Raw genomic sequence first — 12,020 nt, 5'->3', positions numbered from 1 at the left:
CTTCCCACCCGCCGCAGCGCCCGCTAAGCGCGCCCGATGCCCCGCGCGCGCCACGCCTCCGCCTCTCCCTATGAAGCCAGCATCGGCTTCTCCCGCGCGGTGCGCGTGGGCCGCCGCATCCTCGTCTCGGGCACGGCCCCCGTAGAGGCGGATGGCTCCAGCACGCCCGGCGACGCCGAAGCGCAGGCGGAGCGCTGCCTCCAAATCATCGTGGAGGCGGTGGGGGCACTGGGCGGTCATGCCGCCGACATCGTACGCACGCGCATGTTCCTGCGCGACGCGGCCGACGCAGAGGCCGTCGGCCGCGCCCATGGGCGGCTGTTCGGCGCGATCCGCCCGGCGGCCACCGTGGTGGCGGGGGCCATTTTGCTACGGCCCGAATGGCGGGTCGAAATCGAAGCCGAAGCGGAGTTGCCGGATGACTGAGCCCCTGCCCCCCCTTTCCAGCCGCGCGCGCAGCCTTGCCGCCGTGGGGCAGGCCAGCAGCTGGGCCATCGCCGACGAAGGGCTGCGCCGCGTGGCCGCCGGAGAGGACATCCTGCTGCTGACGCTGGGCGATCCCGTGTGCCCGCCGCACCCGGCCATCGTTGCCGCCACCAAGGCCGGGCTGGACGCCGGGCGCACCCATTACACCCCGCTGCACGGCGAACCCGCGCTGCGCTCGGCCATCGCCCGCACGGAAGGCTGCGAACATGGCCATGTGATGGTGATGCCGGGCGCGCAGCACGCCGGGCTGGCGGTGCTGACGCTGATCGTAGGGGAAGGCGACGAGGTGATCCTGTCAGACCCCTTCTACGCCACCTATCCGGGCGTGGTCGCCGCCACCGGGGCCACCGCCGTGCGCGTGCCCGCCCGCGCGGACCTGTCCACCGACATCGAGGCGATCGCCGCCGCCATCTCCCCGCGCACCCGCTGCCTGTTCCTGAACAGCCCGGCCAACCCCGGCGGCACCGCGCTCTCCCCGGCGGATTATGTCCGGCTGTCGGAACTGTGCGAGCAGCACAATCTGTGGCTGGTGGTGGACGAAGTCTATTCGCATTTCCGCTTCGACGGGCAGGATGTGCGCGCATGGCAGCACGGCCCGCGCGGCCGCACCGTCTCCATCAACAGCCTGTCGAAAAGCCATGCGATGACGGGCTATCGCGTCGGCTGGGCCATCGCGCCTGAGCGGCTGATCGCCGCACTGGGGGACTGGTGCGCAGCCGCGCTGTTCGGCGTCTGCCAGTTCGTGCAGGACGCCGCCGTGGTCGCGCTCTCCCTGCCGGACTCCGAACTGGCGGACTATCGCCTCGCCTTCCGCAACAGGGCCACACATGTCGTCGCCCGCGCCAACGCGCTGCAGGGACTGTCGGCGGCGATGCCCGCTGGCGGCATGTTCGTGATGCTGGATTGCCGCGGCGTGGAGCCGGACGATCAGCGCTTCGCCCGCCGCCTGCTGGATGAAGCGCAGGTGGGGGTGGTGCCCGGCAGCGGCTTCGGCGCAGGCGGACGCGGCCATGTGCGAATCAGCCTGACACCGGAGGTGGAAACGCTGGACCGCGCCTTTGATAGAATTGCCAAGTTCATCCCACAGGCCTGATGGGTTATGATGCGGGCATGTCCACCAACCAGCCCCCCATCCCCACCAGCTTCGCCGAATTCTGGCCCTATTATATGGCCGCGCATCAGGATCAGCGGAACCGCAACATCCATTACCTCGGCTCTGCGGGCGGGCTGGCGGCACTCGCCGCGCTGATCGCCACCGGCAACTGGTGGCTGGTGCTGGCCGGAATCCTGTTCGGCTATGGCTGCGCATGGATCGGCCACTTCCGCTTCGAACATAACAAGCCCGCCAGCTGGGTGAAGCCATGGTGGAGCTTCATGGGCGACTGGCGGATGTTCTGGATGAAGATCAGCGGCAGGGAGGCGCAAGCCGTCGCACTGGGCCGGGGCCTGCCGGATATCGTGGACATGGTGCGCGCCACCCGCTGATCCATTGGCACTCACCGGCAAAGAGTGCTGCCAGTTTCACGTTACAATTCAGCATCTTGCGTAAAATCGCAATCCAATGAACCATGCCCTCCCAACAGGCAGGAGACGGGCATGCGATCCATCGACGACGGGTTCCGGCTGCAAATGTCGGGCTATGGGCTGCTCACGGCGGAAATCAGCTACTGGATGCCGGATCACCCCAGCCTGCTGCAGCAATATATCTGGCAAAGCTGGGATCTCGCCCCATCCTTCCCGGAACTCGCCCGCTTCCTGGAGCATTGGCGGCGCGAAATCGAAGCCACCATCCATGCCATCCGCGTCGCCCACCGCGATTTGATCAGCCCGGCCGAATTCCGGGCTGTGGATGGGGTGCTGACATTGCATTGAGGGATGGGGGCATCGGCGGCTTGGGGTTGCGCTTCTGGAACACGGCCTGCGGGGATTTTTGCCTCCGGCGGGCAGGGCTTTGCCCTGCACCCAGCAGGGAAATGATTTCCCTGCACCCTCAAACTTGGCGCCGCGCCTAAACTCCCAACGCCGCTTCAGTGATCAGATTCGATTGCCTGCGGCGCAACAGGCTCTCTCTCCCCGTTGGGGAGAGAGGTGGAGAGAGGGGAGCGACGTGGGGCCTGATCCACCCCCCTCCCCACCAACCACACCCGTCACCCCGGACTTGATCCGGGTGACGGGTGGTGAGGCGCGTGGAACACACGCCAAAGCGCCGCAGGCACTAAAACACCCACCCTCGCGCCAAGCGGATAGCCCCAACCCCTTCCCTGCAGGGGAGGGGCAAAAAACGTCGGGGGTGCAGGGGCGTCACGCCCCTGCCGGGGGAGTTTGAGGGGGCAGCGCCCCCTCAACTACACCCTCTCCGCCAACCCGCCGCCATCCGCCACCCCATAGCTCAGCAACAGCGGCCCGTTCGCGCGCAGCCAGTTGCGTGCCTTGTCGTGCGGTTCGCCCAGCAATTGCGTCGCCAGCCGCCAGAAGCGGACGGAGTGGTTCATTTCCGCCAGATGCGCGACTTCGTGCGCCACCACGGATCGGCGGACGAAGTCCGGCGCGAGGATCAGCCGCCAGCTGTAGGCGATTCGCCCGTCGGCGGCGCAGCTGCCCCAGCGGCTGCGCGGATCGGCCACGCGCACCTCTTTCACCTCGCGTCCGATCAGCGCGGCGATGCTGCGGGTTTCCGAGTCCAGTAGGCGCAGCGATTCCGCTTTCAGCCAGCGCTGGGTGCGGGCGGCGAACAGCGGGCCTTCGCCCGGCACCAGCAGCGTGTCGCCGTCGCGCCGCGCGATGCGCCCGCTGCCGGGCATCAGCCGCAGCGGTTCGCCTGCCACCGGCAGCAGCGCGCCGGGAACGAAGGGCAAGGGTTGCGGCAGCCGCCGCGCGGCCTGCGCCTCGATCCAGCCCTGATGCGAGGCGACAAACGCACGCGCCTGCGCAAGGCTGGCGCGGGGCGGCAGCGTCAGTTTCACACTGCGGCTGGCGGTGCACAGCCGCAGCGACATGCGCCGCGCGCGCGGGTTCACCCGTGCGATCAGCGGCAGCCGACCCTCGCCCAGCAGCACATGATCGGGCAGCGTTTCCCGCCGCGCCGTGCCCAGAAAAGATCGGAAGGCGGCGATCAAACCGCGTCGTTGGCGGTGGCGAACCTGTCGAGATAGCGGCGCGTGATGCCGTCCACGGGCATCAGCACGAACACGTCCACCGTGTTGAACTGCCTGTCCACGAACGCGCCGTCCCCAACCATGGCCCCGACCCTCAGATAGCCTTTGACGAGCGGCGGCAGCGCGCGCTGCGCCGCCTTCACGTCATAGCTTCCGGCGGTCAGCAGGTCCATGGGCGCATGGGCCAGCGCGCGGGCGCGCAGCTGCGGCGGAGCGAGATGGTGGTGATACAAATAGCTCAGCTCGGCGGCGTGATGCGCCGGATCGGTGCCGTGTAAAGAGGCGCAGCCGAACATGTGGCTGATGCGGTGCTGCGCCAGATAGGTGGCGATGCCGCGCCACAACAGGCTGATGGTGGTGGTGTTGCGATGTTCGGGCGCGACACAGCTGCGGCCCAGTTCTAGCAACTGGCCACCGGCAGACGCCAGAAGCGGGGCCAGATCATATTCCCCGGCCGAATAGAAGCCGCGCTGCCGCTCCGCCACTTGCTGGCGTAGCAGCCGGTAGGTGCCCACCACCTGCGGCCGCCCATCCAGCCCATGGTCGATCACCAGCAGATGGTCGCAGACATGGTCATAATCGTCGATGTCGCGGCGCGCGGCCTGCATGGCCAGCGTCGGCTTCGCGCCCATCTCGTCGTAGAAAATCCGGTAACGCAGCGCCTGCGCGGCGGCGATTTCCTCCTCGCTGGTGGCGATGCGCACGTCCAACTGGCCTTGCCGGTGGATGTGCGGCGCTCGCGCGAGCAACTGGGGGGCGACTGAAGTTGTTGCGATCGATTGATGCAGCATCGAGCGTCTGACCTCCTGCCGGGCCTGTCACCCGGTAGGCGGCCTCTAGCCGCTTATTATGACAATCCGGCGGGGGCTCCTGAACCGGGCTGTGCGCTGGCGGGCGCGGGCGGCTCGCGCTTCATCAAAACCCAGAACAGCAGGATTCCCGGCACCGCCAACAGCGTGGTGAGTAGGTAGAAATTCACGAAGCCCATGGATTCGATCAGCGCGCCAGCCGTCGTCCCCTGCACGAAACGGCCGAGGATGGACGACATGGCAGAGAGCAGCGCGAACTGGGTGGCGGTGAAACGCAAGTCGCACAGCCAGCTGAGATAGGCGACGACGGCCACGCCACCCATGCCGCTGGCGAAATTCTCGAACCCCATGGTGGCGGCCAGCGCCCAGTTCACCGGGCCCATGGTGGCCAGCCAGGCGAACATCAGGTTGGATACGCCCATCAGGATCAGGCTGAGCATCACCGATCGCATCATGCCCATTCGCGCATAGACGATACCGCCCACGAAGATGCCCACCATGAAGGCCACCAGTCCGAAGCCGACATCATAGGCGGCGATGGCATCCTTATCGAAGCCAAGGTCCGCCAGAAGGATGCGCAGCGACAGGTTCGCCAGCGTGTCGCCGATCTTGTGGATCACCACGAACAGCAGCACCAGCCAGGCGTTCGGCCGCGTCAGGAAGTCCGCCAGCGGGGCGACGAAGGTGGATTGCACCCGCTTCAGGAAGGGTTCGGCCTTTTCCTTCGCCAGCACGGCGGTGCGCCGCACCGGCTCGCCCAGCAGCAGGCCGGCGGCGACGGCGGGCAGCGCAAACATTGCCGCCGCCGCATAGGCCGTGTTCCAGCCCGAACGTTCCGCCATCACCAGCGCCAGCGCGCCCGCGCCCGCCGAGCCGAGCCGCCAGCCATATTGGCTCATCCCCGACCCCGCGCCCAGCTGGTCTGGCTTCAGGCTGTCGATGCGGAAGGCGTCGATGATGATGTCGAATGTGGCCCCGAAGAAGGCGACCGTCAGCGCGGCGATCACCATCAGCCGGATATCCGCGACCGGATCCACCTGCCCCATCCAGACAATGGCGGCAATTGTGCAGGCGGCGATCAGGAACAGCCACGCCCGCCGCTGCCCCACGGCGGCGGCAAGGCCGGGAATGCGGATGCGATCGATGAACGGTGCCCAGAGGAATTTGAAGTTATAGAGCAGGAAGGTCAGCGCGAAAGCCGTCACCGTTTTCTTGTCGATGCCGGATTCCGCCAGCCGCGTGGTCAGCGTGGAAGCGATCATGGCGAAGGGTGCGCCAGAGGACAGGCCCAGCAGCAGCGCGCCAATCGGTTCCTTCTCCAGATAGGGGCGGATGGCGGCGACCAGCGAGCGGTCCGGGCGTGCGGTGTCTGTCATGCGGCACCCTGTCTGCCTGCTTTTCCACGCAATTGAAACAGGATTGCGGGGGCTTGCCCGCAGGGCGCACTATGGCCCCCATGAACGCGCCTTACGAACCCCGGCGCCGCGCGCCGACGGATGCGCAGATCGCCCTTGCCGTGCAGTGCCGCGACGGCACGCGGACGCATCCCTTCATCCGCTCCACGGTGGACGCCGCAATCTATACCTGCGCGCAGAATTTCGCCGCCGAACAGGCGAAGCTGTTCCACGCCTTCCCCGTGGTGATCGGCCCTTCGGCCATGCTGCCACAGGCGGGCACGCTGATGACGCATGACGGATTCGGCGCGCCGCTGATCCTGATGCGGGATAAACGCGGCGCGCTGCGCATCTTCCTGAACGCCTGCCGCCATCGCGGCACCCGGCTGATCGACGCGCCGGAGCCGGTGGCCGAACCGCTGGTCATCTGCCCCTATCACGCATGGGCCTATGCGCTGGATGGGCAGCTGAAGGGCCTGCCGCGCCCGGAAACCTTCCCCGGCCTCAACAAGCGCGAAACCGGGCTGGTGCCGGTTCCCTGTGCAGAGGCGGGCGGGCTGATCTGGGCCGCGCCGCAACGGGCCGCAACGGCCAGCTTCGATCTCGCGACCGGCCCGCTCGCCGCCGATTTCGATGCGCTGGGGCTGGCAGAGATGCATCTTTATGCCCGGCGCACGCACCGGGTCAGGTCCAACTGGAAGCTCATCATGGATGCGTTTCTGGAAAGCTATCATGTGCAGCGGCTGCACCAGAACAGCATCGCCAAATTCTTCGAGGACGGGCTGACGGCGGGCGACACCGTCGGTCCGCACGCCCGTTCCGCCGTGGCGCGGCTGGGCGGGCTGGACGGCGTGGATTTCGCGGACTGGCCGGCGCTGCGCCGCATCCTCACCTATGCCTATCAGCTGTTCCCCGGCACCGTGCTGGTCGCCAGCCCGGATTATGTGAATCTGATGGTGCTGATGCCGCAGGCGGTGGGGGAAACGCTGGTCGAGGATTTCATGCTGATCCCGGAAAAGCCGCAGACAGAGAAGGCAGAGGCGCACTGGCAACGCAGCTGGGCGCTGCTTGACGGACAGGTGTTCGGCGTGGAGGATTTTGGTGCCGCCGAAGCCGGGCAGCGCGGGCTGGAATCAGGGGCAATCGCCGAACTGGAACTGGGCGGGCTGGAACAGGGCATCAAGCGCTTCCACGAGGTGGTGGCGCACTATTGCGGGTTAGATCAGGCGATGATGTCGGGAATCAGCAAGTCCTGAATCAGCGCGATTTCATCTTTCAGCCGCAGCTTGCGCTTCTTCAGCCGGGCGATCTGCAGCATGTCCGCCGTGGTAGAGCGGGCGAGCGCTTCGATCGCGGCATCAAGGTCGCGATGCTCCTGCGTCAGCGCGTTCAGCCTGGCCTTCAGCTCCGCTTCGTCCATCGCCGCTCCCTGCCAGGCCATCCGTAAATGCGTCAGTGCACCCGCCGCCATTGGCGGCTTCGCGCCACCCCGTCAACGCCGCTGCCGATTCGCGCCCGCCACGGTGCAGTGGGCGGGCGGATTCGCCCACATCTGGGGCTTCGCCCCGGAATCGCCACACCATATCCAGTCAAATATGGCATATGTGAAACAGCCGTTCCCATGCGCGCCAAGCCGTGATTTACTGCTTGTCCGGCCCGGATGGTCCGGGCCGAACGGACAGCGAAAGGATAGGCTCTATGGCTACCGCGCATCTGCAGGCTCTGAACGCCCGTCATGAACAGATTGACGGGCTGATTGCCGCAGAAATGAATCGTCCGCTTCCAGACCTCACCATGCTCAGCAAGCTGAAACGGCAGAAGCTGAAGCTGAAAGAGGAAATGCAGCGCCAGCCTCACTGAGGCTCGCGCATCCGAACCAGACGGGCCTAGTCGTCCCGGCTCACCCGCTCCTCGCGCTCGTGGCGCTCCTGCGCCTCGAGCGTCATGGTGGCGATGGGCCGGGCTTCCAGCCGCTGCAGCGAAATCGGCTCTCCGGTGATCTCGCAATAGCCATAATCCCCGGCGTCGATCCGCCGCAGCGCCGAATCGATCTTGGAAATCAGCTTGCGCTGCCGGTCCCGCGTGCGCAGTTCCAGCGCCCAGTCGGTTTCGGACGAGGCGCGGTCTGTCTGGTCGGGCTCCTGAATAGGGCCTTCCTTCAGCGTCTCCAGCGTGGCCTTCGCCTCTGCCGAGATATCCGCCTTCCAGCGCAACAGCTTAGCCCGGAAATAGGCCAGCTGCCGTTCGTTCATGAACGGCTCGTCGTCCGTGGGCCGGTAATCTTTGGGAAGCTCCAGCCGTTCGAGCTCGGCAACCAGACCGTCATGCCCGAACACCGTCGCTTCATCCCGTTTCGATTGCACATTCGACACGCCAGCAATCTCCTCGCCGCCCGCAGCCCGTTCACCTGCCCTCCCCAGGGCGCCTGACCGCTCGGCAGCTTCGAAGGCTGTCCTTTTATCTGCGGTCACCCGAAGAATCCGGGGTGAATGGTCATCGGCCGTTCTCCCGGTCGCTTCGTGGGCGCGCCTTAGCCCAGCCATATCGGCCCGGCAAGGCGAAGCAATTCAGATGCGACGAAAATTCACGAAGCGTGACCCGGGGGACTCAGTGGGGGGTGGCGGAGGGTTGGGTTTATGGTCGGCGGCGCTTTTCGTTGCGCATGTTGTGATGTCAGCGGATCAGGCCCGGCGTTGACACCCCCTCTCCATCTCTCCCCCTTGCAGGGGGAGAGGGCTTCGTAGCGCCGCAGGCAATCGAATCCCATCACACGAACGACAGTGGAGCTCGCGTACAACGCCAACTTAGAGGGTGCAGGGAAATCATTTCCCTGCCCGCCGGAGGCAAAAAAACGGCCCCCGACCTCAGGGTCGCCGCACGCGCGGTTCTGCCGGGCCGCCGCCTGCACCGGCGCGGGCGACGACGTCGGCCAGCGGTTCGATTCGGCAGGCCATCCAGTGGGCGTTGGCGTGCAGCAGGGTGTCGCGGTCCAGCAGGATGCCGATATGGCCGGGCCACCAGGCGAGGTCGCCGCGTCGGGCTTCGCCTTGCGGCACGTCTTCAGTCAGGCCGGCGAACTGCATGTCGGTGTCGCGGCGGCAGGGCAGCCCGGCGAGTTGGCGGGAGACCTGCACCAGCCCTGAGCAATCGATGCCGCTGCGGCTGCGCCCGCCCCAGCGGTAGGGCGCACCGACAAAGCGCAGCGCCACCTCCACCCAGTCCAGCGTGGGGTCGCCATCGGCGGGGAGCAGGTGGCGGCGGTGCAGAAACAGCCCATCCATTGCCCCGCCGACGATGCGCACGAAGCGCTCATCATACTCTTGCCAGTGCAGCCGCGATCCCAGCGGCAGGGTGGCGGCGACTTCGGCCTTGATGCCCGGTTCGCGGAACAGCAGCGCGTCGCCCGGGCCGATCAGCCCTTCGGTGGCGGTGCTGCTATCCACCGGCCCCAGCGCGTCCAGCGCGACATGGCCGACATAATGATCGGCGACGGAAAAGCCCCATGCGTGGCCATGGCCGCTGTCCAGCACGGCGAAGCGCTCTCCGGGGAGCAGCTCGGACACGGCGACGGCGCTGCTGCGGTCTGCGCTGAGCACCGGAGTCTGGCGCAGGGCGCGAAACTCCACCGGCCGGGCATAGTGCGGAACCGCGACTCGCCCCGCCAGCGCGATGTCAGCCAGATCGTCGCGCCAGGCATGTTCGCGCGGGTCCAGCGGCCCCAGCGGCTGGGCGTCACGCGGGCCGCTGATACGGCTGAGGGTGCGGGGAAGACTCATGAAAAGCGGCTTTCCAGCAGGCCCAGCGCCGCAAACAGCGACAACGCCGCCGCGCCCTTGGGGCGGCCGGGCTTCGGCGTGCCGTTCCACGCATAGGTGTCCACATGCGCCCAAGGCGTGCCCTTGGGCACGAAGCGTTCAAGGAACAATCCGCCGACGATGGCGCCTGCAAAGCCGCCCTCGGCATTGTTGTTGAGATCGGCAATGTCGGATCGGAACAGCCGAGTGTAGGGCTGCCACAGCGGCAGCCGCCACAGCGGATCGTCAGCCGCCGCGCCCGCCGCCAGCAGGCCGTCCGCCAGCGCATCGTCATTGGCGAACAGCGCGGGCAGATCCGGCCCCAGCGCCACGCGGGCCGCGCCCGTCAGCGTTGCGAAATCGAGGATCAGCGCCGGGTTCGCTTCCGCCGCGAAGGCCAGCGCGTCGGCGAGGACCAGCCGACCCTCCGCGTCTGTGTTGCCCACTTCCACGCTGAGGCCCTTGCGGGTGGAGATGACGTCGCCGGGCCGGATCGAATCGCCGGAGACGGCATTGTCCACGGCGGCCACCACCAGCTTCAGGCGCAGCTTCAGCCGCCGGGCGATCAGCAGCCGCGCCAGCGCGATGGCATGCGCCGCGCCGCCCATGTCCTTCTTCATCAGCGCCATGGAATTACCGGGTTTCAGATTCAGCCCGCCGGTGTCGAAACAGACGCCCTTGCCGACGATGGCGACCAGCGGATGCTGCGGGTCGCCCCAGTCCATCGCGATCAGGCGCGGCTTGCGCGGAGAGGCGCGGCCCACGGCGTGGATGGCGGGGAAATTCTGATCGATCAGCGCCTCGCCGACCACGGCCTGCAACTTGCCGCCGACGCTCTCGGCCAGCGCGCGGATCACCGCCTCCACTTCGCCCGGGCCGAGATCCTCGGCGGGGGTGTCGATCAGGTCGCGCAGCTCCGCCACAGCGTTCGCATCGGCGATGGCGCGGCTGACGGCGGCGGGATCAGCCAGCAGCTGGCGCGGGCCGCGCGCGTCGTCCGGCTTGCGGTATTTGCTGAAGCGATGCTGCGCCATCAGCCAGCCGTGCAACGCTTGTGGCGGCAACGGCCCGCTAAAGCGGTAACGCCCTTCGGGCAGTTGGTTCGCCGCCGCCGCCAATGTCCAACGACCCGGCGCTTCGCTCGCGCCCAGCCCCACGGCCAGGCTCCAGTCCCGGCCGGTGCCGCCGGGCAGGAACAGGGCGGTGTCGGCGCGGCCTTTGAACCCGGCAGCCGCCACCGCTGTGCGCGCCAGTTCGGGCAAGCCGCCCAGAAAGGCGTCGAACCCGGCCTCGCTGACGGGCGTGATGGTTATAGCGTCTGCGCCCTGGTCGGTGGCCAGCAGCCGGTCGAAGTCGGTCATCCGTTCAGCAGCCTCGCGGCATGGGGGGCGTGATAGGTGAGCACGCCAGAGGCCCCGGCGCGGCGGAACGCCGTCAGCAGTTCCAGCACCACCCGGTCCTTGTCGAGCATCCCGGCGGCGACGGCAGCCTCCACCATGGCATATTCGCCGGAGACGCAATAGGCGAACACCGGCACGTCGAAGCGCTCCGCCACGCGGGCGACGATGTCCAGATAGGGCAAGCCCGGCTTCACCATCACCGAATCGGCGCCCTCGGCGATGTCCAGCGCGACTTCGCGCAGCGCCTCGCGGGCGTTGGCGCTGTCCATCTGGTAGCCCTTCTTGTCGCCCTTCAGATAGCCGCCCGCGCCCACCGCGTCGCGGAACGGGCCATAGAATCCGGAGGCATATTTGGCGGAATAGGCCATGATCTGCACATCGTGCAGGCTGTCCGCCTCCAGCGCGGCGCGGATTGCTCCCACCCGCCCGTCCATCATGTCGGACGGGGCGACGATATCGGCCCCGGCACGCGCCTGATTCAGCGCCTGCCCCACCAGCATATCCACCGTTACGTCGTTCAGCACATAGCCGCTGTCGTCCACCAGCCCGTCGTGGCCGTGGCTGGTGTAGGGGTCCAACGCGACGTCTGTCAGCAGGCCCACGTTCGCGCCGGTATCGCGCATGGCGCGCAAGGCGCGGCAGACCAGATTGTCCGGGTTCAGAGCTTCCGCGCCATCGTCGGAGCGGCGCTCGGGCTGGGTATAGGGGAACAGGGCGATGGCCGGGATTCCCAGCGCTTCGGCCTCGCGCATCAGCGCGGGCAGCCTGTCCACCGAATGGCGGAACACGCCCGGCATGGTGGCGATCGGCTCGGCGATGTCGGTGCCGTCGCGCACGAAAATCGGCCAGATCAGGTCAGCGGGCGTCAGCTGCGTTTCGGCCACCAGCGCGCGCGACCATGGCTGCCGCCGCAGCCGCCGCATTCGCGTGGCGGGATATTCACCTATGCTCATCGTCTCCGGCGTGTAGCGCCTGCCTTTGT

General features: G+C 67.5%; 14 protein-coding genes. 6 read left to right on the top strand and 8 right to left on the bottom strand.

All coding sequences use genetic code 11. The features are described from left to right. The first annotated feature begins 36 nt into the window (after positions 1-36). The 4 genes from FJQ54_RS15575 (at position 37) to FJQ54_RS15560 (ending at position 2,358) form a co-directional block, all read left to right on the top strand. Complete coding sequence (locus FJQ54_RS15575) at positions 37-426, top strand: RidA family protein (protein ID WP_140929343.1); 390 nt, start codon at positions 37-39, stop codon at positions 424-426. Further along, positions 419-1,579, top strand: a complete 1,161-nt coding sequence (locus FJQ54_RS15570) for a pyridoxal phosphate-dependent aminotransferase (RefSeq protein ID WP_181160193.1) — start codon at positions 419-421, stop codon at positions 1,577-1,579. The genes FJQ54_RS15575 and FJQ54_RS15570 overlap by 8 nt, the downstream gene beginning before the upstream one ends. Then, positions 1,579-1,971 (top strand): DUF962 domain-containing protein, encoded by a 393-nt coding sequence (locus tag FJQ54_RS15565; protein ID WP_207790442.1) that lies wholly within the window; start codon positions 1,579-1,581, stop codon positions 1,969-1,971. Before FJQ54_RS15570 ends, FJQ54_RS15565 begins: the two co-directional genes overlap by 1 nt. Positions 1,972-2,082: 111 nt before the next feature. Beyond that, a complete protein-coding gene (locus FJQ54_RS15560) occupies positions 2,083-2,358 on the top strand; it encodes an usg protein (RefSeq protein WP_140929341.1) in 276 nt (91 codons plus the stop codon). 473 nt (positions 2,359-2,831) lie between these two features. Here FJQ54_RS15560 and FJQ54_RS15555 read toward each other — a convergent pair whose 3' ends face one another. Genes FJQ54_RS15555 through FJQ54_RS15545 form a run of 3 tightly spaced genes read right to left on the bottom strand, consistent with a single transcriptional unit; the run spans position 2,832 to position 5,826 of the window. Continuing rightward, positions 2,832-3,602, bottom strand: a complete 771-nt coding sequence (locus FJQ54_RS15555) for a M48 family metallopeptidase (RefSeq protein WP_235890495.1) — start codon at positions 3,600-3,602, stop codon at positions 2,832-2,834. Continuing rightward, positions 3,599-4,432: a GNAT family N-acetyltransferase gene (locus FJQ54_RS15550; RefSeq protein WP_140929340.1), complete on the bottom strand. Its 834-nt coding sequence runs from the start codon at positions 4,430-4,432 to the stop codon at positions 3,599-3,601. Before FJQ54_RS15550 ends, FJQ54_RS15555 begins: the two co-directional genes overlap by 4 nt. A 56-nt stretch (positions 4,433-4,488) precedes the next feature. Then, positions 4,489-5,826, bottom strand: coding sequence for an AmpG family muropeptide MFS transporter (locus FJQ54_RS15545; RefSeq protein WP_140929339.1), 1,338 nt, complete (start codon positions 5,824-5,826; stop codon positions 4,489-4,491). Positions 5,827-5,906: 80 nt separating this feature from the next. Here FJQ54_RS15545 and FJQ54_RS15540 point away from each other — a divergent pair, with 80 nt between their 5' ends. After that, positions 5,907-7,100 carry an aromatic ring-hydroxylating oxygenase subunit alpha gene (locus FJQ54_RS15540; protein WP_140929338.1) on the top strand — a complete coding sequence of 398 codons (1,194 nt, stop codon included), beginning with the start codon at positions 5,907-5,909 and terminating at the stop codon, positions 7,098-7,100. Here the strand turns inward: FJQ54_RS15540 and FJQ54_RS15535 are convergent. After that, the gene (locus FJQ54_RS15535) at positions 7,067-7,264 is read right to left on the bottom strand and encodes a YdcH family protein (RefSeq protein ID WP_140929655.1); all 198 of its coding nucleotides are present in this window, start codon (positions 7,262-7,264) and stop codon (positions 7,067-7,069) included. The two genes, FJQ54_RS15540 and FJQ54_RS15535, sit on opposite strands and share 34 nt — an antisense overlap. A 278-nt stretch (positions 7,265-7,542) precedes the next feature. On the opposite strand from FJQ54_RS15535, the gene FJQ54_RS15530 reads away from it, so the two are divergent. Next, positions 7,543-7,704 (top strand): DUF465 domain-containing protein, encoded by a 162-nt coding sequence (locus FJQ54_RS15530; RefSeq protein WP_140929337.1) that lies wholly within the window; start codon positions 7,543-7,545, stop codon positions 7,702-7,704. 26 nt (positions 7,705-7,730) lie between these two features. Here FJQ54_RS15530 and dksA read toward each other — a convergent pair whose 3' ends face one another. The 4 genes from dksA to hemB form a co-directional block, all read right to left on the bottom strand. Then, positions 7,731-8,096 carry an RNA polymerase-binding protein DksA gene (gene dksA, locus FJQ54_RS15525; RefSeq protein WP_140929654.1) on the bottom strand — a complete coding sequence of 122 codons (366 nt, stop codon included), beginning with the start codon at positions 8,094-8,096 and terminating at the stop codon, positions 7,731-7,733. A 612-nt stretch (positions 8,097-8,708) separates the two neighbouring features. Beyond that, on the bottom strand, positions 8,709-9,620 hold the full coding sequence (locus FJQ54_RS15520; RefSeq protein WP_140929336.1) for a C40 family peptidase: 912 nt from the start codon (positions 9,618-9,620) through the stop codon (positions 8,709-8,711). Continuing rightward, positions 9,617-10,999: a leucyl aminopeptidase family protein gene (locus FJQ54_RS15515; protein ID WP_140929335.1), complete on the bottom strand. Its 1,383-nt coding sequence runs from the start codon at positions 10,997-10,999 to the stop codon at positions 9,617-9,619. Before FJQ54_RS15515 ends, FJQ54_RS15520 begins: the two co-directional genes overlap by 4 nt. Beyond that, positions 10,996-11,991 carry a porphobilinogen synthase gene (gene hemB, locus FJQ54_RS15510; protein ID WP_140929334.1) on the bottom strand — a complete coding sequence of 332 codons (996 nt, stop codon included), beginning with the start codon at positions 11,989-11,991 and terminating at the stop codon, positions 10,996-10,998. Before hemB ends, FJQ54_RS15515 begins: the two co-directional genes overlap by 4 nt. Positions 11,992-12,020: the final 29 nt, after the last annotated feature.

The organism is Sandaracinobacter neustonicus (genome assembly GCF_006385875.1).
GTDB classification, from domain to species: Bacteria; Pseudomonadota; Alphaproteobacteria; order Sphingomonadales; family Sphingomonadaceae; genus Sandaracinobacteroides; species Sandaracinobacteroides neustonicus.
This window is presented reverse-complemented; position numbering and strand designations above follow the sequence as displayed.